Annotated in this window: 24 protein-coding genes; 7 read left to right on the forward strand and 17 right to left on the reverse strand. The window is 68.6% G+C overall.

Features of this window, described 5'->3' with window-relative positions; translation table 11 throughout:
- Nucleotides 1-345: 345 nt before the first annotated feature.
- The 8 genes from JF886_RS07115 to JF886_RS07145 all read right to left on the reverse strand — a co-directional run bounded on the left by JF886_RS07115 (nucleotide 346) and on the right by JF886_RS07145 (nucleotide 6,830).
- Nucleotides 346-1,401, reverse strand: a complete 1,056-nt coding sequence (locus JF886_RS07115) for a glucose-6-phosphate dehydrogenase (RefSeq protein WP_502711407.1) — start codon at nucleotides 1,399-1,401, stop codon at nucleotides 346-348.
- Nucleotides 1,326-1,814, reverse strand: coding sequence for a hypothetical protein (locus JF886_RS16920; RefSeq protein WP_502711408.1), 489 nt, complete (start codon nucleotides 1,812-1,814; stop codon nucleotides 1,326-1,328). The genes JF886_RS07115 and JF886_RS16920 overlap by 76 nt, the downstream gene beginning before the upstream one ends.
- 1 nt (nucleotide 1,815) lies before the next feature.
- Nucleotides 1,816-2,829 (reverse strand): phosphogluconate dehydrogenase (NAD(+)-dependent, decarboxylating), encoded by a 1,014-nt coding sequence (gnd, locus tag JF886_RS07120; RefSeq protein ID WP_337310973.1) that lies wholly within the window; start codon nucleotides 2,827-2,829, stop codon nucleotides 1,816-1,818.
- 66 nt (nucleotides 2,830-2,895) lie between these two features.
- Nucleotides 2,896-3,747, reverse strand: coding sequence for an ROK family protein (locus tag JF886_RS07125; RefSeq protein WP_337310975.1), 852 nt, complete (start codon nucleotides 3,745-3,747; stop codon nucleotides 2,896-2,898).
- Between the two features lie 2 nt (nucleotides 3,748-3,749).
- Nucleotides 3,750-3,950 carry a hypothetical protein gene (locus JF886_RS07130; RefSeq protein ID WP_337310977.1) on the reverse strand — a complete coding sequence of 67 codons (201 nt, stop codon included), beginning with the start codon at nucleotides 3,948-3,950 and terminating at the stop codon, nucleotides 3,750-3,752.
- 289 nt (nucleotides 3,951-4,239) lie between these two features.
- The gene (locus tag JF886_RS07135; protein ID WP_337310979.1) at nucleotides 4,240-4,593 is read right to left on the reverse strand and encodes a metal-sensitive transcriptional regulator; all 354 of its coding nucleotides are present in this window, start codon (nucleotides 4,591-4,593) and stop codon (nucleotides 4,240-4,242) included.
- Nucleotides 4,574-6,067 carry a permease gene (locus tag JF886_RS07140; protein ID WP_337310981.1) on the reverse strand — a complete coding sequence of 498 codons (1,494 nt, stop codon included), beginning with the start codon at nucleotides 6,065-6,067 and terminating at the stop codon, nucleotides 4,574-4,576. The genes JF886_RS07135 and JF886_RS07140 overlap by 20 nt, the downstream gene beginning before the upstream one ends.
- Nucleotides 6,068-6,212: 145 nt before the next feature.
- Nucleotides 6,213-6,830, reverse strand: a complete 618-nt coding sequence (locus JF886_RS07145) for a GGDEF domain-containing protein (RefSeq protein WP_337310983.1) — start codon at nucleotides 6,828-6,830, stop codon at nucleotides 6,213-6,215.
- 81 nt (nucleotides 6,831-6,911) lie between these two features.
- Here JF886_RS07145 and JF886_RS07150 point away from each other — a divergent pair, with 81 nt between their 5' ends.
- Nucleotides 6,912-7,832: a sialidase family protein gene (locus JF886_RS07150; protein WP_337310985.1), complete on the forward strand. Its 921-nt coding sequence runs from the start codon at nucleotides 6,912-6,914 to the stop codon at nucleotides 7,830-7,832.
- Between the two features lie 77 nt (nucleotides 7,833-7,909).
- Here JF886_RS07150 and JF886_RS07155 read toward each other — a convergent pair whose 3' ends face one another.
- Together JF886_RS07155 and JF886_RS07160 are read right to left on the reverse strand one after the other, a co-directional pair.
- Nucleotides 7,910-8,374: a GreA/GreB family elongation factor gene (locus JF886_RS07155; protein WP_337310987.1), complete on the reverse strand. Its 465-nt coding sequence runs from the start codon at nucleotides 8,372-8,374 to the stop codon at nucleotides 7,910-7,912.
- Between the two features lie 55 nt (nucleotides 8,375-8,429).
- Nucleotides 8,430-10,727: a putative bifunctional diguanylate cyclase/phosphodiesterase gene (locus JF886_RS07160; protein ID WP_337310989.1), complete on the reverse strand. Its 2,298-nt coding sequence runs from the start codon at nucleotides 10,725-10,727 to the stop codon at nucleotides 8,430-8,432.
- A gap of 275 nt (nucleotides 10,728-11,002) precedes the next feature.
- Between JF886_RS07160 and JF886_RS07165 the strand changes: the two genes are divergently transcribed.
- On the forward strand, nucleotides 11,003-11,539 hold the full coding sequence (locus tag JF886_RS07165; RefSeq protein ID WP_337310991.1) for a DinB family protein: 537 nt from the start codon (nucleotides 11,003-11,005) through the stop codon (nucleotides 11,537-11,539).
- Nucleotides 11,540-11,546: 7 nt separating this feature from the next.
- Here the strand turns inward: JF886_RS07165 and JF886_RS07170 are convergent, their stop codons facing one another.
- Nucleotides 11,547-12,035 carry a GNAT family N-acetyltransferase gene (locus JF886_RS07170; RefSeq protein ID WP_337310993.1) on the reverse strand — a complete coding sequence of 163 codons (489 nt, stop codon included), beginning with the start codon at nucleotides 12,033-12,035 and terminating at the stop codon, nucleotides 11,547-11,549.
- 64 nt (nucleotides 12,036-12,099) lie between these two features.
- On the opposite strand from JF886_RS07170, the gene JF886_RS07175 reads away from it, so the two are divergent.
- Entirely contained in the window at nucleotides 12,100-12,711 is a 612-nt protein-coding gene (locus JF886_RS07175) for a class I SAM-dependent methyltransferase (protein ID WP_337310995.1), read from the forward strand.
- Between the two features lie 11 nt (nucleotides 12,712-12,722).
- Here JF886_RS07175 and JF886_RS07180 read toward each other — a convergent pair whose 3' ends face one another.
- The 5 genes from JF886_RS07180 to JF886_RS07200 form a co-directional block, all read right to left on the reverse strand.
- Nucleotides 12,723-13,586, reverse strand: coding sequence for a 5'-3' exonuclease (locus tag JF886_RS07180; RefSeq protein ID WP_337310997.1), 864 nt, complete (start codon nucleotides 13,584-13,586; stop codon nucleotides 12,723-12,725).
- 156 nt (nucleotides 13,587-13,742) lie between these two features.
- Nucleotides 13,743-14,180, reverse strand: coding sequence for a tRNA adenosine(34) deaminase TadA (gene tadA / locus JF886_RS07185; RefSeq protein ID WP_337310999.1), 438 nt, complete (start codon nucleotides 14,178-14,180; stop codon nucleotides 13,743-13,745).
- Between the two features lie 53 nt (nucleotides 14,181-14,233).
- The gene (locus tag JF886_RS07190; RefSeq protein WP_337311001.1) at nucleotides 14,234-16,462 is read right to left on the reverse strand and encodes an FAD-dependent oxidoreductase; all 2,229 of its coding nucleotides are present in this window, start codon (nucleotides 16,460-16,462) and stop codon (nucleotides 14,234-14,236) included.
- Entirely contained in the window at nucleotides 16,455-16,946 is a 492-nt protein-coding gene (locus JF886_RS07195; RefSeq protein WP_337311003.1) for a CBS domain-containing protein, read from the reverse strand. The genes JF886_RS07190 and JF886_RS07195 overlap by 8 nt, the downstream gene beginning before the upstream one ends.
- Before the next feature lie 65 nt (nucleotides 16,947-17,011).
- Nucleotides 17,012-17,785, reverse strand: a complete 774-nt coding sequence (locus JF886_RS07200) for a hypothetical protein (RefSeq protein WP_337311005.1) — start codon at nucleotides 17,783-17,785, stop codon at nucleotides 17,012-17,014.
- Between the two features lie 107 nt (nucleotides 17,786-17,892).
- Here JF886_RS07200 and JF886_RS07205 point away from each other — a divergent pair, with 107 nt between their 5' ends.
- The 4 genes from JF886_RS07205 (at nucleotide 17,893) to JF886_RS07220 (ending at nucleotide 22,750) form a co-directional block, all read left to right on the forward strand.
- A complete protein-coding gene (locus tag JF886_RS07205) occupies nucleotides 17,893-20,076 on the forward strand; it encodes an APC family permease (RefSeq protein ID WP_337311006.1) in 2,184 nt (727 codons plus the stop codon).
- Nucleotides 20,076-21,374 carry a class-III pyridoxal-phosphate-dependent aminotransferase gene (locus JF886_RS07210; protein ID WP_337311008.1) on the forward strand — a complete coding sequence of 433 codons (1,299 nt, stop codon included), beginning with the start codon at nucleotides 20,076-20,078 and terminating at the stop codon, nucleotides 21,372-21,374. The genes JF886_RS07205 and JF886_RS07210 overlap by 1 nt, the downstream gene beginning before the upstream one ends.
- Nucleotides 21,364-22,371: a Gfo/Idh/MocA family protein gene (locus tag JF886_RS07215; protein ID WP_337311010.1), complete on the forward strand. Its 1,008-nt coding sequence runs from the start codon at nucleotides 21,364-21,366 to the stop codon at nucleotides 22,369-22,371. Before JF886_RS07210 ends, JF886_RS07215 begins: the two co-directional genes overlap by 11 nt.
- Before the next feature lie 67 nt (nucleotides 22,372-22,438).
- Nucleotides 22,439-22,750 carry a hypothetical protein gene (locus JF886_RS07220; RefSeq protein WP_337311012.1) on the forward strand — a complete coding sequence of 104 codons (312 nt, stop codon included), beginning with the start codon at nucleotides 22,439-22,441 and terminating at the stop codon, nucleotides 22,748-22,750.
- Between the two features lie 14 nt (nucleotides 22,751-22,764).
- Here the strand turns inward: JF886_RS07220 and JF886_RS07225 are convergent, their stop codons facing one another.
- Entirely contained in the window at nucleotides 22,765-24,321 is a 1,557-nt protein-coding gene (locus JF886_RS07225) for a WS/DGAT/MGAT family O-acyltransferase (protein ID WP_337311015.1), read from the reverse strand.
- Nucleotides 24,322-24,411: the final 90 nt, after the last annotated feature.

Consider the following 24,411-nt stretch of genomic DNA (forward strand, 5'->3'; position numbering starts at 1 on the left):
CTGCGGCAAGGAGACGTCCTCGGGGTCTTCGGCCTCGAGACGGTCCACCAGCGCGTCCAGAATGGCGTCGCTGACGACCCCGGCCTGACGCTCTCTGAGTGCGGTTGCGGCTGCCATGGCACGACCATGCCATAGAAGGCATGCTCATGTCAAGGTGAGCGGGGACCCATGGGCAGTCGCTGTACTCTCGCCCCGTGGCCGACCCCGGCGCAGGGGCGGTACCCCGGGATATGTGACCAGTTATTGCCAACAATGGCTACTACGGTGGCCAGTGTGCTCCTGTCCGTGGCTCGGATGTTGCGCACCTCGAGATCCCTGCGAGACCGATGCCGACGCCGATTCCAATCATCGTCGGTCTTGCGCCGCCGATCTTCGCAGTCCTTCGCGTGGGTGAGCAGCGCCCGCGGGGTTGTGCCATCCTGCACCGTCGGCGACGATCGCGTCGGCTCGCTTTGGGCCCCAGCTCCCGCCCGGGTACAACAGCGCACGGCCGTGCCGCTTCAGCACGGGATCCACGACCGCCCAGGCGGCCTCAACGGCTGCCTCCCCCGTAAACAGCGCCCCATCCCCGGCCATCGCATCGCCGAGCAGACGGTCGTACGGAGACTCAGCGCCGGCCTGCCCCTCCATCAGGCAGAACTCTCGCTGCTCTCCCACCGATTCGTGTCCAGCCCGCCTGACCCGAGCACCGAACGCAATCGCCGGGGCGGGCTCCAGCCGGAACCGCACGAAGTTCGCCCCACTCGCTGTCGCTGGAGTGTCGGCGAAGAGCGTCTGGGGCGGCGCTTTGAGCTGAACGAACACCTCCGTCGCGGTGGTCGGGAGCCGCTTGCCGCCTCGCACGTACCAGGGGACCCCTTCCCAGCGCCAGGAGTCGATGTGGATCCGGGCCGCGCAGAACGTCTCGACATCAGATCCCATTGCGACCCCCGGCTCGCCACGATACCCTCTGTACTGGCCGCGCACCAGGTCGTCGGGCACGAGCGGCCGCATCGCCTGAAACACCCTCACCTTCTCACTGCGCTGGGCGTCGGTGCCCAGGCTCGCCGGTGGATCGATGGCGAGCAGTGCGATGACCTGGAACAGGTGGTTCTCCACGACATCGCGCAGGCAGCCGGTCGCATCGTAGAAGGCACCTCGGTCGCGCACCCCAAACCGCTCCGACATGGTGATCTGCACGCTGGCAACGTGGTCGCGATTCCAGATCGGCTCGAGAAACGAGTTGGCAAATCGGAAGTACTCGATACCTTCAACCGACTCCTTGCCAAGGAAGTGGTCGATGCGGAAGATCGATCCCTCGGGAAACACAGAATGGGCGACGCGATTCAGGCGCCGAGCGGACGTGAGGTCGCTGCCGAAAGGCTTCTCCACGATGACACGCGCACCGTGGGCCAGTCCCACCGCGCCGAGCTGCCGAATGACGTCACCGAAGAGCGACGGTGGGATGGCGAGGTAGTGAGCGGGATGGCGAGGTAGTGAGCGGGATGGCGAGCCGCGCCGAGTTCGGATTTCAGCCTCGTGAAGGTGTCGCGGTCGGCGTAGTCGCCGTCGACATACCGTAGCCTGGACAGCAGGGCATCGAGCGCGCGGCGATCATCGATCCCGCCGGTCACCCGCTTGATGCTGTCCCTCGCCCGCTTGCGGAGGTCGGCCACAGTCCAGTTGGAATGCGCGACCCCGATGACCGGCACGTTCAGCACCCCGCGCTTGGTCATCGCATACAACGCCGGAAAGATCTGCTGGCGTGCCAGATCACCGCTGGCGCCGAAGAACACGAGCGCGTCCGATGCGCCGCCCGTGGTGTTGTCCGGCACGTCAGCCGGGCTTCTCGTGGTGACCGCCAAACTCCTTGCGCATCGCGGAGAGCAGCCTGTCGGCGTAGTCCGCGTCGCCACGCGACTCGAAGCGGGAGAAGAGCGCCGCGCTGATCACCGGCGCCGGCACGCCCTCGTCAACCGCCGCAAGCGTCGTCCACCTGCCCTCGCCTGAGTCCGATACCCGCCCACTGAACTCGGTGAGCTCCGCGTCTCCGCTCAGTGCCGCCGCCGTGAGGTCGAGCAGCCAGGACGCGATCACGCTCCCGCGCCGCCACACCTCCGCAATATCGCCGAGGTCCAGCTGGTATTGATAGGCATCCGGTCCGCGCAGCGGCGCGGTCTCCGCATCGTCCTCCTGCTGGCGCAGCCCGATGTCGGCGTTCTTGAGGATGTTGAGCCCCTCAGCGTAGGCGGCCATCAGGCCGTACTCGATGCCGTTGTGCACCATCTTCACGAAATGACCGGCACCATTGGGACCGCAATGCAGGTACCCGTGCTCTGCGCGGCTTGGTGGGCCCATCCGTCCCGGCGTCCGTGCTGTTTCCCCCACCCCGGGCGCGATCGTCCCGAAGATGGGATCGAGGTGCTCCACCACCGCGTTCTCGCCGCCGATCATGAGGCAGAATCCGCGTTCCAGCCCGAAGACTCCACCGCTGGTGCCGCAGTCGACATAGTGGATACCGTTCTCAGCGAGGGCCTTGGCACGCTGGATGTCATCGCGGTAGTAACTGTTGCCGCCATCGATGATGATGTCGCCAGGCTCCAGATGGGTGGCGAGCTCTTGAACGGTCGCACCGGTCACAGCGGCCGGCACCATCACCCACACGGCGCGTGGCTTATTGAGCTTGGCGGCAAAGTCAGCGATCGATGTCGACGCCTGCGCGTGTTTGCCCGCTACTCTAGCTACGGCAGCCGCGTTGATGTCAAAGACCACGCACTCGTGGCCGCCCCGTGTCAGACGCTCGACCAGGTTGGCGCCCATCCTCCCGAGCCCGATCATGCCAAGTTGCATGTGAGTGTCCCCTTCAGCCGGATATTTCGTACGCGTCGCGCCAGTACGGGTGACGACTAAACCCGCTCACGTCACGTCAGCCGGCATGTCCCACAGCTTGATCCCACCGAGGATGCCAGCGATGTTGCCGACGATGGTGACCGACTGGTCGAGGTGGCCGTTGAGCTCCGACGCGTTTCCGCCACCAACGTACAACCGGTCGTAATTGATCAGCTCGTGGAAGTTGGCAACCGCCTTGTTGACGCGCTTTCGCCACTTCTTGGCGCCGATCCTCTGCAAGGCCTCGTTGCCGAGCTGCTCGTCATACGTCTCCCCTTTGCGGAAGGGATGGTGCGCCAGCTCAAGGTGCGACGCGAGCTTGCCATCGACGAGAAGCGCCGTCCCGACTCCTGTGCCGAGTGTCACGACGAACTCGACCCCGGTGCCACTCACCACTTCGAGCCCCTGGATGTCAGCATCGTTGGCAACGCGAACGGGGTGTCCGAGACGGGTCTCCATCGCATCTGCAAGGGCGAAGCCCGTCCACGCCACGAGCAACTTCTGGTCCACCGGCGATCCAGGCCCCGAACGGGTGACGAAATGCGGCGCCGTGAGCACGACCCCTTTTCGTACGACGCCGGGAAACCCAACCGACACGCGGTCGAAGCCCCGAAGCGGTGCCACCAGACTGGCTAGCGTGTCGGCGAGCTGGTCGGGTGGACACGGGTAGGTGGTCTTGACGCGCACCCGTCTCGCCATCAGCTTGCCAGCGCTATCCAGCACCGACGCCTTGAGACCGGTGCCCCCGATATCGATCGCCAGCGTCGTCGGCGTTTTGGTCCTGGCACTCAGATCGAGACGGCGCGCGTCGTCCCCCATCTCCTCCACGCTCGACTTGGTGCGCGGCCCGGATCCGCGCCCCGGGACGCGGTGGGTCACGCTCACAAGCGCACTCCCCGGTCGTCCTCCTTGTCCATCTCGCAGCCGTCGCTCATCTGCCCTTCGGCACGAGCAAGCTCGGCAAGTACCTGCCCCTCGACACCGGTCCTTCCGACCAGGGTGCTTTCATCCGGGATGGGATTCGTACCGCTGTTGGCATCCGGCTCTTGCCCGGACGCGTCGTTGCCAACCGGCTCAGGCATTCCGCTCTACCCCATGCACATGGTCGCTGCTCCCCATCCGCGCCGACGGGAGTTGGTGGGCATCTACCGGAGTCGCACGGTGCCACAGATCGGAACCCGAGGCCATAGTGAGGAGTCCGGCTTGCGGGGTCTGTCTGCCACCGTACTCACCCTTGGAAACTCACTGAGCGCATCACTGCCATCCACGCCTGCAGCCGGCAGACCTACGGCCGAGGCCCTCTCTCATTTCGATTGGGCGCAACGATCTCTGACTCGTCGGAACGCCAATGGCGCCGCAGCGGTCATCCGATCATCGTCCCGAAAAACGCTGGATGGTGGCGATGAGCTCGTCCATGTAGGCCTCCCCCTCCCCCGCCGCGATCCCGTCGGCAACGCAGTGCTGCACGTGCTCGCGGAGCAGGATGAAGCCGATCTTCTCGAGGCCGGCGATGGCGGCGCTGAGTTGGGTCAGCACCTCCGGGCAATACCGCTCCTCCTCCACCATCTGGGCGATGCCCTTGACCTGACCGGCGAGCCGTCGGAAGCGCTTCAGCAGATCCTGCTTGCTCGCCTGGTACGCGCCACGATCTCGCAGCGGCGCGGTCTGGCGGGGTCGGCTCCGACGTGCTCCCGCCGGAGCGCGTCTAGCTGGCGATGTGGCCATAGGTGCCTCCGGCTGGTTCGCGGTCAAAGTGCTCGGCGCATGCGGCGCTGCAGAAGTAGAAATCGTGACCGTCGCGGATTCTTCGTGCCGCGGCGCCGGCGATGTTGACGGACATGCCGCACACTGGGTCGAGCGCCACCGCCGTCGCACCGCCGACTGCCGCAGGCATACCTTCTGGTCCTCCGGATTGAGGTCCGGCATAGCGCTCCGGCTGCCTGCCGAACCGGTCGTGGCAGCCGTCGGAGCAGAAGTAGTACGCGGTCCCGTCGTGGACGGCGCGGGCGGGAGCGCTGCTGGTCTCCACCTGCATGCCGCACACAGGGTCGATCGCGTAGCCCGTGCCGCCGCCGAACCGGGCACGGTTGCGATGCAGGTAGTACAGCCCGGCGAACGCGATCAGGAAAATCACGTTGAGGACGCTCGTGTAGTCCAGCGCAAATCGCTCTGGCGCAATCTGCGTCGGGCGGGTTGTCGGCACGACGCCCACGGCCTGGAAGAGGAGTTCAACCAGCAGGCCGCCCGCCGACATGACCAGCCAGAAGGACCCGAGGATCCGCAGCATCATCCTGGTTCCGTAGTACTTGCGATAGATGACCAGCAGGGGCAGTGTGATCAGGTCGGCAAAGATGAAGGCCACGACGCCGCCGAAGCTGATGCCGCCCTTCCACAAGGCGGCGGCCAGAGGGACGTTGCCGATCGAGCAGACAAAGCTGATGATTGCGATGAAGGGGCCGACAATTGCGTTCTCCAGCGCCGTCCAGAATCCGTGGCCGGTGATGAAGACGTGACCCCACACAGCGTCGGGGACCAGCACGGCGAGGAACCCGGCCACGCCGAAGCCGATCACCATCTCGCGACGCAGCATGGTGATGTCGGCCATGGTGTAGCTGGCCGCGTCCGACCATCCCGCCAGGGTCCGCACCCGCACCGCAAATGGCACCCGATCCGCCGCGTGATCGTCCGGCGCGCTGACATCTCTGAGGTGCTCGATGTGAGCGCTCCGCGCCGAATCGCCCGACCGCAGTCGCTCTCGCGCTGCCGCAACAAGCGCCGTGGGGAAGAAGAACCGTGAGACCAGTGCGAAGAGGCCGATCATCAGCACGCCGCCGACGAACTCGCTGGCGGTGAACTGCCAGCCGATCAGCAGCGCGAGGATGATTCCGAGCTCGATGACCAGGTTGGTCGAGGCGATCATGAAGACCATGGCCGCAGTGAAGTTGGCGCCCTTCTGGAACAGCGACTTGGCCATCGCCGTTGCCGCATACGAGCAGGACGACGAGACCATGCCCAAGAAGGTGGCCTTGCCGAGAGTGCCAAGGCCCGGCCTTCCCAGAACGCGCTCCATCTGGCCTCGGGAGACAAAGGCCTGCACGACGCCGGACAGACCGAATCCCAGGATGAGGGCCCAGAGCGTCTCCCAGAACATGAAGAAAGCTTCCTCGAGACTGCCACCAATGGCACCCAACACGCTCATGGTCGACGTCGCCGCCTTCCTGCCATTTCTATACCCACTGGGGGTATCGTAGCAGCTGAGATGCCAGCGGCGGGGTCGGCCACGGGGCGAGCGTACAGCGACCGCCGTGGGTCGCCGCGTCGCTCGAGTGAGAGGGAGCCGAGCTTCAGGCGGCCACCCGATTGCGTCCTGCGCTCTTCGCTCGGTACATCGCTGCGTCAGCCCGTGCGACGAGGGTTCCAAGCACGTCGTGGCTGTCGGCGACCGCGAGCCCCACGCTCACCGTCATCGGCAACCGCCTGCCGTCGTCACTTGCGACCGGTGTGGCGGCAACGTGGGAGCGCAGACGCTCGCCGATGAGCTGCGCGACCTCCGCGGCCGTCCCCGGAAGCAGCACCAGGAACGCCTCCCCTCCCCAGCGGCCGAACACGTCGCCGGGGCGAAGCGCGATACGGATGGCAGTGGCCATGCACCGAAGGGCCCGGTCGCCGACCTCATGGCCTTCGATGTCGTTGACCGCCTTGAAGTGGTCGACATCGAGCATCAGAACACTCAATGGCGCCCTGTCGCGCACTGCGGCGTGAAGAAGAATATCGATCTGCTCCTCGATGTGTCGCCGGTTGTACACACCGGTCAGCTTGTCGATACGGGCCAGGAGCGCCAGGTCCTTGTTGGCCTCAGCCAGGTCGGCGTTGGTCACCGCCAGTTCCCGGCGACCATGCTGCAGGCGGATCAACAACCGCCCAAGGACGACGCCGGCGACAGCAAGACAGAGGAATATCACCCAGGGCGCCCATTGTGAGCTACCGCTCAGCGCCGCATAGAGCGTGGGATCAGCAAGCCGGTCACCGACTCGAGCGGCGGCTTGTACGTCCTCATCAACTGCTCCACCTTTCCGAACAACGTCTCGCCAACTGGAGGGCCGCTCGACCAGCTGTACATCGCCATCAGCCGCGACGGTGGAGCGAGCTTCCATACCACCCTGGTCAGTGACATCAGCAACGGCGGCACCAATCCCGGCACCTGGGGCCACGTGTTCAATCAGCTCGCGATCGACGCCGCCGGCAACCTCTACGTCGGCGCCTCGGGCAACCTCAAGGGCACTGACCCCGTGCAGACCTTCCTGATCCGCTCACTCGACAACGGCACCACATGGCAGCCGCCCATCAACCTCAATGCCGACACCCCGGCCTACGCGTCCGTCTTCCCGGCGATTGCAACGGGACAGTCCGGGCAGGTGGCGGTCGGCTACTACCGCGTGGTGAACTGCCGGACGTCGGTCAACGCCAACTGCAAGACGAGCGACTACCGCAACGACGGCGTCACCTTCCAGTACTTCATCTGGCAGACGCCGAACGCTCTCCTGGTCAATCCAGAGTTTGCCGTCACCCAGGTGACCTCCTCCGTTCCTCACTACAACGGCATCTGCACCGATGGCCTGTTCTGCGGTACCCCGCTGAGCTCGGGTGGCAATCGCAACCTCGCCGACTTCGAGTCGATGACCGTGGATCCCACGGGCAACATCGAGCTGATCATCCCGGCAGATCCCCTCAACGTCCTGCCGACCGACTCGCACCCAACGGTCAACTGGTACTTCAAGGAAACCAGCGGGCCGCTGATGCCGCCAGGGGCGACCAACGGCAACGGCACCGGTAACCAGACCTACGTGGCCGCCAGCCTGGCTTTGCCCGAGGTGCGGTGGGCCGCTCTTCTGCTCGTTCCGGGCGGCCTCGCCGCGGCCGTGTTCATCTCCCGGCGGCGGCGCCGCGGGGCACTCCTCGCCTGACGTCTCGCGGTGGCGACACCGCCGTGGCAGTCCACGATTCGATTCTGCAAACCGTATCCGGAGGCAGCGGCTGCAACTCAGCGAACCGCGGCGATGATGGCGCTACGGGTGCCCCCTGGTGAGGCGAAGCTGACCTCGTCGCCAACGGTGCGGCCCATGAGCGCGGCGCCAAGCGGCGACACCATCGAAATGCGTCCACCGGCGACGTCGGCCTCGACCGGACCGACGATCACGTACGTCGACTCGCCGAACTCGTCGCGAATGGTCACGGTGGACCCCAGGCCCACCACCTCACCGACCGTCGTCTCCAGGACCTGCGCGTTGCGCAGTGTTGCCTGGATGGTCTGGACGCGCCCATCAAGCAGGCCCAGCTCCTGGCGGGCGTCGTGGTACGCGAAGTTCTCGCTCAGGTCTCCTTCGGCACGGGCGGTGGCGACGCGCTGCACGATGACCGGGCGCCGGTTTTCCACGAGGTCGCGCAGCTCCTCCTCGAGCCGGTCGCGGCCTTCGGGGGTGAGGTGCACGACGTTGTCGCCCGCCATCGGCGCAGCCTAGCACCGCGCTCGCTCGACGCCGGTGGCACAGCCGGCACAGCCCTCAGCCGGTGGCGGCGACCTCGCGCGACTCGCCGGCGCCGTGCAGCAGCATCACCTGGTCCATCGGCATCGGTCGAGCGTGCAGGTATCCCTGCGCCATGGTGCACCCGAGGCGAACGAGCGCAGCGTGCTGCTCCTCCTCCTCCACGCCCTCGCCCACCGTCTGTAGTCCGAGGCTGTTGCCCAGCCCGATCATCCCCTCGACCAAGGCCGCGCCGGGACCCCCCGCGAGGAGGCCGTCAACGAACGTCTTGTCGATCTTGAGGATGTCGACCCGCAGCCGGCGCAGGTAGGTGAACGACGAGTAGCCGCTGCCGAAGTCGTCGATGGCAACCCGGACACCCATGGCGCGCAGCTGGCGGAGGCGGAGCCCCACCACCTCGCTCTCGCCGATGCTGCCGCTCTCGGTGAGCTCGACGACCAGCGCGCTCGGCGGGAGTCCGGTGGCGGCCAGCCTGTCGGCGACCACAGCCACGAAGCCGGCGTCGAGCATCTGCGAGCTGCTCACGTTGACGCTGACCGAGAGGTTCTGCCGGCTCTCGGCACGCAACCGCATCGTCTGCCTGCAGGCCTCCTCCAGAACCCAGGCGCCGACCGTGACCATGAGCCCCGCCTTCTCGAGGTCGTCGATGAACTCCACGGGGCCGAGGAGGCCGAGGCGCGGATGCTCCCAGCGCATCAGCGCCTCCACCCCCACCATGGTCCGCGTGCTCACGTCGACGACGGGTTGGAAGTACAGGATGAACTCCTGCTCGGCGGCGGCGCGCTCGAGGTCTGCGCGCCGCTCCAGCGGCGCGTACATGGCCACGTGCATGCTGGGCTCGAAGATCCCGAACAGTCCCTTGCCTCGGGCCTTGGCGGCGTACATGGCGATGTCCGCACGGCGCAACAGCTCGCCGGCGTCGTCGCCCGCCTCGGCGATGGCGACGCCGATCGTCCCGCACACCGAGGCGTGCATGTCGGAGCTCTGGAAGGGCTCGTTGAGGGTTTCGATGAGCCGCTCGGCGATGGTCACCATCTGCCCGACGTTGTTCAGCCTGGTGAGGAAGACGGCGAACTCATCGCCGCCGAGGCGCGCCACCAGGTCGTGGTCGCGCATGCACGACTTCAGGCGCTGCCCGACGGCGACGATGGCCTGGTCGCCCATGGCGTGGCCCATGCTGTCGTTGATGTGCTTGAAGTCGTCGAGGTCGACGAACATCACCGCGCACAGGCGGTCGGGTGTCAGGTTGTCGAGGAGCTCGTCGACGGAGCGGATGAAGCTGCTGCGGTTGCTGAGGTTGGTGAGAGGGTCGTGCTCGGCGCGGTGGTGCAGCTCGTGCTCGTTGGCCGCCAGGCGGCGCAGCAGGATCACGTTCTCGCGCACTGAGAGACCCTGCCGGAGCAGGACGAGGACGAAGAGCGCCAGCGCCATGGAGAGGGTGAAAGCGCTGATGTAGCCGTTGGTGAGCCGCTCCTGGATGGCCAACCCGATCGCCACCGGCAGCGGCACGTACGGCAGCACTGCCGTGCGCCATCTCGGAAGGGTGCCGCGCTTGCTATTCATCGGCCGGCCGATCGCTAACAGTGCGCCGAGGCCCACCATCAGGTACCCGGCCACCCAGCCGATGTCGACGACGTTGCCGGAGCCGAAAAGCGCCTGCGCTTGGAGATACGCGAAGGTGCTGTCGGCGACCGCGATCGAACCCAGACCGGCGATGATCAGCATGATTGGCCCGCGCGACTGCGTCGAGGCGCGCGACCACATGATCGCGAGCACCGTCACCACGATCACGTCGCCGACGGGGTAGGCGAGGCTGAGCCCCTGCCCGAGCGCCGTGTCCGCAGGGCTGGCGACGATCGCCGAAAGGATGGTGTACCAGCTGATCAGCAGCAGGCCGCCGGCGATGATCAGTCCGTCGGTGACGGCTCGCAGCTTGGCCACCGTGCCCGACGGCCACACCGGCATCGTGAACAGGCCGGCGAACAGAAGCGGCACCGAGCCGATGTAGCCGACGTCGGCGAGCGACGGGAACGGGTTGTCCTGGTGTACCACCAGCTCGAGCCAGCTCCAAGCCGCCTGGCCACTGCCCCATGTGAGCGCGCTCGCGCCGACCAGGTACCAGCCCACGCGGGAGCGGCCGTGGTGGCGCCGGGCTGCGAGCAGGCATGCGGCGGCGCCGAGCACCGGGGCCACCACCTCGGCGATGTCGTCGACCGGCAGGGTCGCCGACGGAGGGGCAATCAGCATCACGGCCACCAGGACGGCACAGCACACCGCCACAGCGGCTGCCAGGGCACACCACAGCCGATTGCTCACCCGGGGCCTCCACGCAACACTGAATCAACGCCGATCCTCGCCGACCCCGGCGGCGCCCGCGCGCTGCCGGGCGGGCTCGTAACAAGCTGACGACATCGTGTTCACCGCTGTGACGGCGCATGCTCGCCTCCATGCCCCGGGACACCAGCGCCGCCCCGGACAGCCGGCGAGCTCAGCTTCACGTGGGATCCGAACAGCCGCCGCTACGACGCCGGGATCGCGCCCCACCGCTGTGCCGTGTCGGACCTCGCCAGGAGGCTGGCATCATCGCTCGAGTGATCCCCGAGGACAGCTACTCGCCGGTCTGGACGAACGACACGCGCAGCCCGCTGCCTCTGGTGGGAGAGGAGCGCGAGATGCTCACCGCCTTCCTCGAGTGGCACCGCGCCACTTTCGAGCTCAAGTGCTCCGGGGTGCCGGCTGAACGCCTGTCGGAGCAGCCCGTCCCGCCGTCCACGATGAGCCTGCACGGGCTGGTGCGCCATCTCGCCGCGGTGGAACGCTGGTGGTTCCGCATCCAGTTCGCCGGCGAGGACGTGCCTCTCCTCTACTACTCCGACGACGATCCCGACCAGGACTTCGATTCACTCGACGGCGACGTCGCTCAGGCGTTCGAGGTCTGGCGCACCGAATGCGACCGGGCTCGGGAGATCGTCCGCAACGCCGGCCTCGACGACACAGCCATCCAGCGCCGTACCAGCGAGCCGATCTCCCTGCGCCGGATCCTGGTAACGATGATCGCCGAGTACGCGCGCCATGACGGACACGCCGACTTGCTGCGCGAGCGGATCGACGGAGCCACCGGGTACTGACCGCCGGTCACGCGCGCCGTCGCTCCATGAACACGACGTCGCGCCACCGGCGGCGGTGCTGCCCGATCCGCTCCCGGACGCCGACGACGCGAAAGCCACAGGCCTCATGGAGGCGAAGACTGGCCACGTTCTCGGGGAAGACCCCCGTCTGCAGGGTCCAGATGTCCCCGGCGTCGGTGCTCGCGGTGAGAGCGTCCAGCAGGCGGCGACCCACCCCGCTGCCGCGCGCCTGCTCCGCGACGTAGACGCTGCTCTCCGCAACGCCGGCGTAGACGCAACGCTCCGACACTGGGACGACCGCCGCCCAGCCCACCACGGTCCCGCCGCGCCGGGCGACCAGGCGATGCTCCTTGAGATGCTCCACGTCCCACGCCTCCCACTGCGGTGTGGTCTCTTCGAATGTGGCGTTCCCGGTCGCGATGCCGGCCTCATACATCGCGCGGACCGCCGGCCAGTCCGTCGCGGACATCGCCTCGATGGCCAGGTCATCGCTCACAGCAACTCGCTCCTGCATCCTCCCAGTGTCGCAAGGCCTCCGTCCGGCGCGCCAGACTTGGAACATGGCTGACGACGCCGCACCACCGCCCACGTTCGCCAGCTTCGACAGCGCCTACCTGGGCACACCACCGTGGGAGATCGGCAAGCCGCAACCGGCGCTCGCCGCACTGTTCGCGGCGGGCGAGGTGAGCGGGCGAGTCCTCGACGTGGGCTGCGGCACGGGCGAACTGGCGCTGCTGGCCGCCTCGCGCGGCCTTGACGCCACCGGCGTCGACTCCGCTCCACGGGCAATTGACATCGCCCGAGCGCGTGCCGCCGAGCGCGGCCTCACCGGCGTGCGCTTCGAGGTCGGCGACGCTCTCGACCTGAACTTCCTCAACGCCAGATTCGACACCGTGCTCGATAGCGGCGTCTTCCACGGCTTCTCCGACGAGGACCGCGCGCGCTACGTCGAATCCATCCGCCGCGTGCTTGTACCCGGAGGCAAGTACCACCTTGCCGTGTTCAGCGACGCCCAGCCCGGCGACTGGGGACCGCGCCGGGTCAGGCGCGAGGAGCTCAACGCCGCCTTCGCGCACGGCTGGGAGCTGCGCAGGGTCGAACCGGTGACGTTCGAGGTCAACCTCGACGACGGCGTCGTCCAGGCCTGGCGTGCCACCGCCCTCCGGATCTGATTCGGTCGAGGCTACCCCGTGTGCTGGTTCACCCTCAACGCCTCCACCAGGCGATCGGCCGCAGAGGACAGTCCGTGCCTCTCCGCAAGCGAGGCCAAGGCCGCCGGATGGGCCGGGTAGGAGTCCCGCCTCCCCTCCGGCAACACCACCGGCAAACCCTGCACGGGCGGCACCACCTTCATCGCCCGCGCGAGGTACTCGCGCTGCTGCTCGGACACCGCACCGTCGCGGAGCAGCCCGGCGACGCCCCCGTGCCTGCGGATGATGTCTGCGGCGGCGACCGCCCCCACTCCGCGCAGCCCCGGCAGGCCGTCGGACGGGTCGCCCCGCAGGATCGCGTAGTCGGCGTAGCTACGACCGGCGATGCCGTAGCGGCGGGTCACCTCCGCCTCGGTCACCACGGCCATACCTCCCTTCTCGGGATACAGCACGCACACACGAGGGTCCTCGATGAGAGCGAAGAGGTCGCGGTCGCCGCTGACGATCTCCACGGGGTCCGGGGTCGCCGCCGTCCAGGTGGCGATCACGTCCTCGGCCTCGTAGTCGCGCAGCCCGATGAAGTCGATGCCGACGGCGTCGAGCACCTCGTGGATGATCGGCATCTGCGGCGCCAGTTCGGGCGGGATCGGTTCGGCTGTGCGGTGCGCCTTGTAGGCGGGGATGAGCTCGACCCGCCAGGCCGGCCGCCAGTCCTCGTCGCTGGCCACGGCAAGGCGGCGCGGCTGCCGGGTACCGATGAGGCGAGCCAGCGCATCCATGAAACCACGCACAGCATTGACCGGCCGCCCGTCCGGTGAGCGAACGCTGCGCGGCACCCCGTGGAACGACCGGAAAATGAGACTGGAACCGTCGACGAACAGCCACTCCGTGGACATCAACGCCTATTCGAGCAGGTGCTAGGGCGGCTCGGCCATCCAAGGCCCGTCAAAAGAGTGACTGAGGCGCCAGCCCTCCTCGCGCACAAAGCGGTGGTGCCGGCGGCACAGGAGCACCGAGTTGGGCTGGAAGGTCCGAAACCTGCTTCCGGCGGACTAGGCTCGGCGCCGGCGCGCCTGGAAGAACTCGCTGAGCAAGCGGCCGCACTCCTCGCCCAGCACGCCCTCGCGCACGGCAACGCGGTGATTGTTGGCCGCGTGGCGCAGCACGTCGTACACGCTGCCGTCGGCGCCCTTCTTGGGGTCGCGCGCGCCATAGACGCAGCGGTCGATGCGCGCCTGCACCATCGCCCCCGCGCACATCGGGCACGGCTCCAGGGTCACCGCGACGGTCACCCCGCTGAGCCGCCATCCCCCCACCACCACCGCCGCCCGGCGCAGCACCAGCATCTCCGCGTGCGCGGTGGCATCGCCGGCGTGCTCCATGCGGTTCGACGCCGCCGCGATCACCGCCCCGTCAAGCACGGCCACCGCACCGACAGGCACCTCGCCGCGCACCCCGGCCGCGCGAGCCAACCGCAGGGCGCGCCGCATGACCGCCGCATCCCCGTCCGCGCCGACCCCCGCGCCGGCAGGCGTCCGCGCGGTCAGTGCACCGCGACCAGCGGGAGCTCCACGCTGATGCGCGGCTTCTCCACCACCCGCATGGTGTCGTCGATGAAGCGCACCCGCTCGAAGGTGATGCAGTTCACCGGGCAGTGGTCCTCACAGATGCGGCAGTTGGTGCAGCGGTCGTAGTTGATGTAGATCTCGCCCTCGTAGCCCCCCGCGCCGGGATCGCCGCCCGACGTGTGGCACACCATGGTCTCGCCACCAGACGAGCGCTCACGATCCTCGCCGAACACCACCACGTCGATCGCCTTCTCCGGGCACACGTCGTCGCAAGCGCCGCAGAGCACGCAGACGGCGGTGTCGTAGTGATGCACCGAGTCGCACTGGAAGCAGCGGATCGACTGCACGATTGCCTCGCGATCGCTCCAGGGCAGCTCGCATTCGCTCATGTCGTAGCGCTTGGAAGCCTCGAGGATGGGCGGGTCGGTGCGCGCGAATACCTCGGATTGGCGGTGATCGTCGGTCCGCTCCACCGTGGTCTGGTAGATGCGCTCGTCCGACGGCAGGTCATCGCCGAGGTACTCGCGGATGGAACGCGCCACTCGGTGACCCCAGGCGACGGCGTCGACGATGAATGACGGACCCTGCACGCAGTCGCCGCCGCAGAACAGCCTGTCAACGCCGGTGTGCCCGCCGCGGTCGGCGGCGACGAGCCCGCGCTGGGTCAGCGGCACCGTGTCGCCCGGCGCCTCCATGATCTGGCCCGACGCGAAGATGACCAGGTCGGCGGGCACCGTCCAGCGCTCCGCTCCCTCGGCCTCCTTCACCGACGCGAAGATGAGCTTGCCGCTGAGCGGGTCGAACTCCATCGGCTGCAGCGGCGCGAAGCTCACCTCGGTGACGTTGCCGCGCTCGTCCGCGTGGATCTCCTTGACGATGACCCCGCACTTGATGTGCAGACCGATCTCCTTGGCCTCGTGGAGCTCGTTGCCGAACGCCGGCAGCCGGTCCTCGGGCTCGATGGCCACCATCCACACCTCCTTGGCGCCGAGCTTGATCGAGCTCTGGCACGCGTCGGTGGCGATGGCGCCGCCGCCCACCACCACCACGCGGCCGGCCACGGGGAAGTGCGGTGGGATGCGGTCGTACGAGATCTGGCGCAGGAAGGTCATCGCGTCGGTGACCTGGGGAAAGTCGCTGCCGGGGATGGGCAGGATGCGCCCCTTCATCATCCCGATCGACACGAAGACGGCGTCGTATTCGGCGAGCAGGTCGTCGATCTTGACGTCGTTCTCGCCGGTGCCGATGTTGCTGTCGGTATGCACCTCGATGCCGGTGGCCAGGATCATGTCGAGCTCCCACTGGAGCTGGCGATGGTCGAAGCGGAACGGCGGAATCGACGTGCTGAGCAGGCCGCCCACCTTCGATTCGCGCTCGTACACGGCAACGTCGTAGCCCTGGACGCGCAGGTCGAGGGCGCAGGTCAGCCCCGCGGGACCAGCGCCGACCACGGCCACGCGCCGGCCGTTGGGCGGGGCGATCTTGTAGTCGATCCAGAGGTTCTGCGCGAACGCGAAGTCGGTGCTGAAGCGCTTGATCGAGCGGATCGTGACCGGTTCCTCGCCCGGGTCCCAGCCGCGCTTGCAGTCGGTCTCGCAGGGGTGGTTGCAGAGCCTGCCCAGCATGCTCGGGAAGGGGTTGGTCTCGTGGATCACCGTCCAGGAGTCGACGTAGCGCCCCTGGCTCACGTAATCGACGTAGGTGGCGATGTCCTGCTTGATCGGGCAGTTGCGCTGGCAGGGCGACACCGGGACGTTGAAGCCGAGGTCGCGGTGGCCGGACAGGATCTTCATTGGCGCCTTGTCGGTGACGTTCTTGCCGATGGTGGCCAGGACCAGCGCGTCGGTGACCATCCCCACCGGGCGCTGGTCACGCTGGCGCGAGAACAACCCGCCCTGGCTCTCGGTGACGATCACTGTCGCTGCGCCGCCGGCGCGCATCGCGGCGACGCCGTGTTCGGTCGCCTCACCGATGTCCAGCTGCGGCGCCGGGCGCATCACCTCGCCGACGCGGACCGCGGCCAGGTCATGGCCAAAGGCGTCGACGACGACCTCGAGGCCGACGGTCCCCTCGATGACGTCGTCGCGGATCACCACCAGGGGCACGGGGTATTGCGCGCGCAGCGGCGAGAGGATGTCGAGCAGGCTGTCGTCGGGGTCGCACTCCGCGCCCAGCGTGATCGCCAGCCTGTCCAGCTCAGGCACCTGTGATCTCCGGGTGAGCCAGGAGGTGGTCGGCCAGCTCGCGCGGGGTGAGCATCCCCACCGGGGTCTCGTCCTCGTGCATCACCAGCGCCACCTGACGCCCCTGCTGGGCCATCACCGCAGCTACCTCGCGCACCTGCTGCGCCTCGTCGACGAGCAGCAGCGGGGTGCGGAGGATGTCCCGGGCCTGCACCACGGTTGTGGGTGGACGCATGGCCACGTCGCTGCCGGCGATCACCACCTCTCCGGCGACGAGGCGGTCGAGGATGTCGTCCTGGTGGACGTAGCCCACCGGGCGGCGGTCGAGCAGAACGGGGATCTCGGTCAGCTCGTTGTCCGCCATGAGCTTGGCCACGGCGTCCACCCCGGTGCTGGGAAGGCAGAACACCACCTCGTCGCGCATCACGGCGGCCACAGCGGGGTTGCCGGCGTCAGGCGCGAGGCGATCTGGGTCGAGCGACGCGGCGACGGGGGTTGTGGTCACGAACTCCTCGCGCTGGCTGCGAACTCGCAGCGAGTATACCGGCGCCCCAAGTCCCCGCCGCCGGGCTAATCCGCGGCCTGGGTCTCAGCAAAGCGGCGGAGCACGTCCTGCCACGTCTCGGCGGGCTCTGCAGACGCCGCCGTCCGGGGCAGCGTCTTGCGGATCCGGGAACGTGTGCGGTCGATCTCGCGATCGCGGCGTCGCTCCTCGTTGTTGCGCGCCGCGGTCACGGCCTGCCCCACCTCGGTCGCCACCGCATCGATCTCCTCGGCTGTGGTGGCGCTGCGCAGGCTGCGGTTGAGCCGGGCCAGCGCCTCGGCGGCCAGCCGACCGCCGGCCTCGCGCAGGCCGTCGCCAGCCTTCTTGCGACGCTGTTCGAGGGCGCGCTGGGCCTGGAACTGCGCGGCGTTCTCGCGCCGGTGGTTCTCGAAGAGCTCCATGCCGTCGCCGATCACCTTGGGGTACTGCCAGGCCAGGCTGAACTTGCCGGCGCTCATGCCACCGATGAGGGTGTCGACGCTCTTCTGGAAGCGATCCCGGGACTCGCCGGAGAGGTTGCCGAGCAGGTCGGCGAGGATGGGGCGGGCCTGGCCGTGGACGCGTCGCACCCATCCGGGGAGGTGGTGATGGTCAGGGGCGGGGGGCTCGATCGGCGCGGCCGCGTGGGGCAATCCCTGGGGCCGCACGATGCGGGGCATTTGCGACGGCGCCGGGCCGGCGGCGGGCGCGCGGCGGCGCACGGTCTGTGCGACAGCGCGGCCGCCACCGTTGACAGGTGTGCTGCGGCTGTCCGTCTCCTCGCCGGCGGCGGGGGACGATGCCTCGGTTGTGTCGATCACTCGGCCAGGTCGCAATCCATCGGAACGCGCGAATCGTACCCGACACCCCGTGATCCGCGTTCGCCGAACCGCTGACTACACTCTGCGACGGAGTTTGTGACCAAGAAGTGAGTGAACCGACGCCGGACGTGTCCGGCCCCGCCACCGTCGAACTCGCCGACGACGAGGTGGCCGCGCTTCGGGAGGCAGGGCAGGCGTGGTCGCGCGTGCCGCGGGCGCGCTCGCACGTCGACGCGGCCATCGACCCCGACCTCGACCTCCTCGAGAAGCGCGGCCGTCCCGGCCAGCAGTACGTGCGCGTCATGCGCTCGAAGAGCCAGGGCTTCGAGCACAAGGCCCCGGGTTGGCTCGAGGTAACCAAGCGCGCCACCGCGCCCACCGGCGACTTCGCGCGCTTCCGCGGTCGCCTCCGCAACGCCCTCCTGGGCACGCCGCTGGCGACGCAACAGCAAGCCCACGAACGGCTCACCAAGATCAAGGCGCTGGCGGTGCTCTCGTCCGACGCGCTCTCGTCCGTGGCGTACGCCACCGAGCAGATCCTCTTCTACCTAGTCCTCGCCGGCGCCACCGCCTATGGATTCATCCTCCCGATCACCGGGGCCATCGCCCTCCTACTAGCCATCGTCGTGCTCAGCTACAGGCAGACGATCAAGGCGTATCCCAAAGGCGGCGGCTCGTACATCGTGGCCAGCGACAACCTCGGCCACCTCGCCGGGCTGACCGCCGGCTGTGCCCTGATGACCTCCTACACCTTGACCGTCGCGGTGTCGGTCGCGGCGGGGACCGACAACATCATCAGCGCCGCGCCCGCCGCCATCCCCTACCGCGTCCCGTTGTGCCTCGTCTTCATCGCGCTGCTCCTCTTCGGCAATCTGCGCGGAATCCGTGAGTCCGGCTCCATCTTCGCGGCCCCGACCTACCTGTTCATCGCGTCGATGTTCCTCATGGTCATCGTGGCGGGGTTCCAGATCATCACCAACCACGTGCCGCGCACCGTCCCCGTCATCGATCCCCACCGGGTGACCCAGACGCTCGGGATTTTTCTTCTGCTGCGGGCGTTCGCGTCCGGTGCCACCGCCCTCACGGGTGTCGAGGCGATCAGCGACGGCGTGCCGGCGTTCAAACCCAAGGAGTGGGTCAACGCCCGCATCACCATCACCACGCTGGGGATCATCCTCGGCGCCATGTTCGTCGGCATCAGCCTGGTGACGTACTGGTTGGGGCTGGTGCCGGACGACCCAGCGTCGCCGCATTACCAGACGGTCATCTCCAAGGTTGCAACCTACGCCTTCCACAACGGGCCGCTCTACTTCTTCGTGATCGTCTCGACCACGGCGATCCTTGTCCTCGCCGGCAACACCGCCTTCTCCGATTTTCCAAGGCTGCTGTTCTTCATGGCCCGGGACGACTTCGCACCGCACCAGTTCAAGAGGCTCGGTGACCGTCTCTCGTACAGCAACGGAATCATCGTGCTGGCCGTGCTGTCCGCCCTGCTGGTGTGGGGATTCAACGGCAACGTCAACAGCCTCCTGCCGCTGTACGCCGTCGGGGTCTTCACCGCCTTCACGATGTCGCAGGCGGGCATGGTGTCGCGATGGTTACGGCTGCGCGAGAAGGGCTGGAGGCTCGGCCTGGTCATCAATGCCACGGGCACCGTCATCACCGCCCTGGTTCTGCTCATCAACGGCGTGACGCGGTTCAAGGACGGCGCCGGGGTGATCGTCATCATCGTCCCCATCCTGGTCGCGGCCTGCTTCGCGGTGCATCGTCACTACCTCGAGGTGAGCAACACGCTGACCACCGAGATCGCCACCTCCCCCGACGAGCTCAAGCTGGTCGCCCTGGTGCCGATCGCCGACCTCAACAGCCTGGCACTGCAGTCGCTCGCCTTTGCCCGGAGCATGACCGACAACGTCATCGCGGTCCACATCTGCGACGACGAGGAGCACATCGCCAGGATGCGAGCACGCTGGGAAGTCTGGGGCAACCACGTGCCCCTGGAGATCGTCGAGTCGCCGTACCGCACCTTCGTCCGCCCGCTGCTCCGCTACATCGACGCCATCGATAGCCAGCGCAACGACGACACGCTGATCATCGTCCTGCCGGAGCTCGTGGCTACCCGCTGGTGGCACCAGCTGCTCCACAACCAGACAGCCCTGCGCCTCAAGGCGCAGCTACTGTTCCGTCCCGGGACCGTGGTCGTCAACATCCCCTACCACCTGCAGCACGCACCCCACGTCCGCCGCATCCGGCGGCGCGCTGGTGGCGACAACGACATCGAGGCAATCTAGTGAGCACAACTGTCGGAACCTCGCCCACCAGCGCCGTCGCGCAGACGGTGCGCCGTCTCGGCGGCGGAGGTCCGCGCCGCATCGCCGAATCGGCGGGCCTAGTGGTGACCCACGGCGAAGGGCCCTACCTGGTCACCGACGACGGCAGGCGGCTGCTGGACTTCGCCACCGCCATGGGCGTGGCGGCCATCGGTCACGGCAACCCGGTGTGGTCCGAGGCGGTGGCGGCGCAAGCCAAGAAGCTCGCTGCGTGTGTGCTCCACACACCCGAGCACGCCGCCTACCTCGACCGCCTCGCCGGCGTTCTCCCGGTGGGTGTGGACCGGGTGGCGCTCTACTCCGGCGGCGCCGAGGCCGTCGAGGTGGCGGTCCGGCTGGCCCAGTCTGTGAGCGGGCGCCGTGACCTCATCTCCTTCTCGAGCGGCTTCCACGGCAAGACCACCGGGGTGCGCTTCAGCGGCGGTCGCTTCCCCGACGAACAGGTCAGCCTCGGAGTCGACTGGGTGCACTCCCTCCCCTACCCCCGGTGTGAGGAGCACGACGCGCTCACCTACCCGGAGTGCGCCGAGGACGGCGCCGGCGCGCTCGCCGAGCTCGATCGGAGCGCGGCCGAGCTCGAGGGGGTGGCCGCGATCATCGTTGAGCCCGTCCTGGGCACGGCCGGCAACCGGCCGCCCGAGCGCGGCTTCCTCGCCGGCCTGCGCGCGCTCTGCGACCGGCGCGGCTGGCTGCTCATCGTCGACGAGTCGATCACCGGCTTCGGCCGGCTCGGGCGCAACTTCGCGGTGGACTGGTTCGGCGTACGCCCCGACATCCTGGTCCTCGGCAAGGCGATCGGGGGCGGCTACCCACTCAGCGGCGTGGCCGCATCGGGAGAGCTGTGGGACGCCAGCCTGTTTGCCCAGCCGTCGGCAACCTCGAGCAGCTATGGGGCCAACCCGCTGGCCTGCGCGGCGGGCAGCGCCGTGCTCGAGGTGATCGCGGCTCCCGGTTTCCTCGACCACGTCAACGGCACGGCGCTGCGCCTCGCCGAGGGCGTCGTCGCGCTGGACAGGGAGTCGCCGTACGTGGCCCACAACCGCGGCGTCGGGATGATGCTCGGCTTCGACCTCCTCGACCCCGCGACCGGGAGCCTCGCCGGTCCCGAGCTCTGCCTGCGGCTCTTCCGTCGCTGCCTCGACGAGGGCATCCTCATCGTCGGTGACGTGCCCGAGGTCCGCCTCAACCCTCCGCTGGTGCTCACCGAGGACGGCGCGGACGAGGCCATCGCAGCGCTGCGGCGTGCCCTTGCCGGCTGACGACCGCCGCGGCGAGGCCCTGCGCATCGCCCTGGTCGGCATCGGTTCAGCGGCCACCCGCGCTCACCTCCCCGCCCTGCGCGACGCCGAGGCGAGCGGGGCCGTGCAACTCGTGGGCGTCTGCGACCCCGACGGCGCCCGCCGTGAGGCGGTCATCGCCGCCCATCCAAACACCGCCGGCTTCGCTGACAACGACGCCATGCTCGAGGCCACCGCTCCGCACCTGCTGGTCATCGCCACGCCGCCCAGCGCGCATCTCGGCGAGATGGCCGCTGCGGCGGAGCGCGGCGTCCACGTGCTCTGCGAAAAGCCGCTCGGGCTCAGCGACGCCGACGTCGCCGCTCTCCGAGCACTGGCGCGGGAGCACCCCGAGCTGGCGCTGGCCACAGTGCATCAGTACCGCTTCGCCACGCCGTGGCGGTGGATGGCCCGCGCCGCCGCCGGCGCCGTGGACGGCGGCGAGCCGTTCAGCCTGCACGCGGACGTGGAGCGCCCTGGCACCGACCCGTTGAGCGCGGGAGGATGGCGCGCCGATCCCGAGCACGAGGGCGGCATCCTCGGTGACCACGCGGTGCACTACCTGGCCCTGTTCGCGCTTCTCGATCCCGGCTGCGCGGTAGTGGCGTGTCATCGCGAGGGCCCCGGCGGTCGGGAGGTCGCGTCCGTCGAGGTGCGCATCGGCAGCGCCGGCACCGGTCGCATCGAGGTCTCCTACGCGGGTAGCCGCCGCGCCAATGTCATCCGCCTCGAACGCCGCGCGCAGTGTCTGCAGATGGACTGGGCGGACGCGACGCTCACTGTTGTGCACGACGGCATGCCCAGCCGGCCGCGCACGGCCGTCTCGCTGAGCGACCGCGCCGTCGTCAACGCCCTCTATGCACCGATGTACGACGAGCTCATCGCGCATCTGCGCGACAGGTCGTGGCGCATGCAAACGACCGCCCACACACTCGGCGTGGCCGCGCTCCTGGCCGACGCCATCCGGTTGGCGCGGTAGCGTACCGAAAGCGATTCGTCGCCGCTTTCGAGCGTTGTCTTCACTCCGGTTGCGTACCATCCACCTCGTGGACGATCTCCGCGACCTCGCTCGCGCTGTGCTCCTGGCGTTCGCCGACCTCGGCGTCTACCTCCCCAGCAACCGCGAGCGGTTGATTCGCAAGATGCGCTTCCTCGACCCGCTCGACCCCGACCAGCTCGCCCCATTCCTCAACCTCTGCATCGACGCCGGCCTCATCGACAACGCCGAGGCGGGACGTTTGCGGCTCGACCCCGCGGAGGCTCGGCGCCTGGCCGTCTCGATGGACGGGCACAGCCCGGTGCCCGACGACCAGGCGCACGCCTGGGCGCGCCGCCTGAGCGGACCGAGCCCGGCCTGACCTGCGCGCCGCCGTCAGGCGGCGCCGCGATGCCTGGTCGTGGTCTTGCGCGTCGCCGCCGCCTTCCGCGTCGCCGTTCCCTTGCGGGCGCCCTTCGCCGCAGTCGCCCTCTTCGGTGCCGGGCGCGCGCTGCGCGTGCGCGTGGTAGCGAGGCCGTCACTGGTCGCCGCGCCGGCCGCCTCCACCAGCTCGCGCAAGCCCTCCTCGACGCACTCAGCGAAGACGTCGACGTCGGGGATGCCCTGGGCGTCGACGAGGTAGCCGAAGTTGAGCATTCCGTCGTAGCTGAAGATGGCGACGGCCAGCTCCTGGCCGTCATACAGGAAGGCGATCGGGAACACCTCGACCAGCCTGGCGCCCTGGCAGTACAGCGGGAATTGCGGTCCGGGAACGTTGGTGACGATCAGGTTGAAGGCGATCTGGCGCAGTGAGGCGCGCGCCACCATGGCGTGCAGCGTCGCGGGCGCGAAGCCCGCGAGGTTGAGGAGGAAGTCGGCGCCGACCGCCTGCTTGCGCGCCTTCAGGGCGTCGACGGTGGTGCGCACCTTGGCGACGCGGCGCGCCGGGTCCGCCTCGGCGATGGGCAGCTTCACCAGCAGCATGGCCAGGCGGTTGCCCAGCGCGGTGCGCTCACTGGTGTCGCGGATGCTCACCGGGCAGAGCGCCTGCAGCGCCGAGCTCTCGTCGTCGGGATCGATCCCCCGCGCCACCAGGAAGTGACGGAGGCCGCCGGCCACGGCGGCGAGCACGATGTCGTTGATGGTGCCCCCGAATGCCGTCTTGACGTCGCGGAAGTCCCGCAGTGGGAAGCGGCTGTAGGCAAAGGCGCGCGCGGGGCCGGTCTTGCCGTTGATGGGCGACTTGGGCGCGCCCATGTGCTCGGCCATCGACGCCAGGCCGCTGGCCGTGTCGCGCAGCGCGTTGGCTAGCCGCGCGGGCTGACCGGCGACCGCGCGTGCTGCGCTCAAGACCCGGGCGGGACGGGTGAGGCGGTCACGCAGCGAGTTGATGAACAGGCCCATCCCGGTCGGCGACTCGCGCGCCTCCCAGCGGGAAACGCCGAAGGGCTGCTTGGCCGGCTCCGGCTCGACGTCGAGCAGGATGGTGGCCAGCTCCAGGTTGGAGATGCCGTCGACCATGGCGTGGTGTGACTTGGTCAGCAGTGCCCAGCGGCCGTTCCGCAGTCCCTCGACGATGTAGATCTCCCAGAGCGGGCGGCGGCGGTCGAGCTGGCGGGAGAAGACGCGACCGATGAGCTCCCGCAGCTCCTCGTCGCCACCCGGCTTCGGCAGGGCGGCGCGCACCAGGTGGTTGCTCATGTCGAAGTCGGGGTCGTCGACCCACACCGGCGTGTCGAGGCTGAGCGGGACGAACGAGAGCTTCTGCCGATATCGGGGCATGAGGTCCAGCCGCGGCGCGATCGCCTTGGCGAGCCCGTCGTAGAGGGCACGCCCTGTCCCCAGCGGCGACCGCTCGAAGATGGCCACGCCGCCGATGTGCATGTGCGTCCGCGGCGTTTCGAGGTGGAGGAACGAGGCGTCGAGGGGGGTCAACTTCTGGGCGCCCTGCATGGACGCGAACTGTACGACGCGCGGGGGCCGTCGGTCCCGCGTACGACGTCCGCCCCATGTCCGGGCGCAGCTCGTAGCCTGCGTGTCGCG

Origin of the sequence: Candidatus Aeolococcus gillhamiae (genome assembly GCF_016464765.1) — a bacterium.
Lineage (GTDB): Bacteria > Chloroflexota > Dormibacteria > Aeolococcales > Aeolococcaceae > Aeolococcus > Aeolococcus gillhamiae.

What these genes read in the sequence shown, in the direction of transcription:
- gnd (WP_337310973.1), bottom strand. Translation starts at nt 2,829, where the DNA reads ATGCAACTTGGCATGATCGGGCTCGGGAGGATGGGCGCCAACCTGGTC.
- JF886_RS07130 (WP_337310977.1), bottom strand. Translation starts at nt 3,950, where the DNA reads ATGCCTGAGCCGGTTGGCAACGACGCGTCCGGGCAAGAGCCGGATGCC.
- JF886_RS07135 (WP_337310979.1), bottom strand. Translation starts at nt 4,593, where the DNA reads ATGGCCACATCGCCAGCTAGACGCGCTCCGGCGGGAGCACGTCGGAGC.
- JF886_RS07140 (WP_337310981.1), bottom strand. Translation starts at nt 6,067, where the DNA reads ATGAGCGTGTTGGGTGCCATTGGTGGCAGTCTCGAGGAAGCTTTCTTC.
- JF886_RS07155 (WP_337310987.1), bottom strand. Translation starts at nt 8,374, where the DNA reads ATGGCGGGCGACAACGTCGTGCACCTCACCCCCGAAGGCCGCGACCGG.
- JF886_RS07175 (WP_337310995.1), top strand. Translation starts at nt 12,100, where the DNA reads ATGGCTGACGACGCCGCACCACCGCCCACGTTCGCCAGCTTCGACAGC.
- JF886_RS07180 (WP_337310997.1), bottom strand. Translation starts at nt 13,586, where the DNA reads ATGTCCACGGAGTGGCTGTTCGTCGACGGTTCCAGTCTCATTTTCCGG.
- tadA (WP_337310999.1), bottom strand. Translation starts at nt 14,180, where the DNA reads ATGCGGCGCGCCCTGCGGTTGGCTCGCGCGGCCGGGGTGCGCGGCGAG.
- JF886_RS07225 (WP_337311015.1), bottom strand. Translation starts at nt 24,321, where the DNA reads ATGCAGGGCGCCCAGAAGTTGACCCCCCTCGACGCCTCGTTCCTCCAC.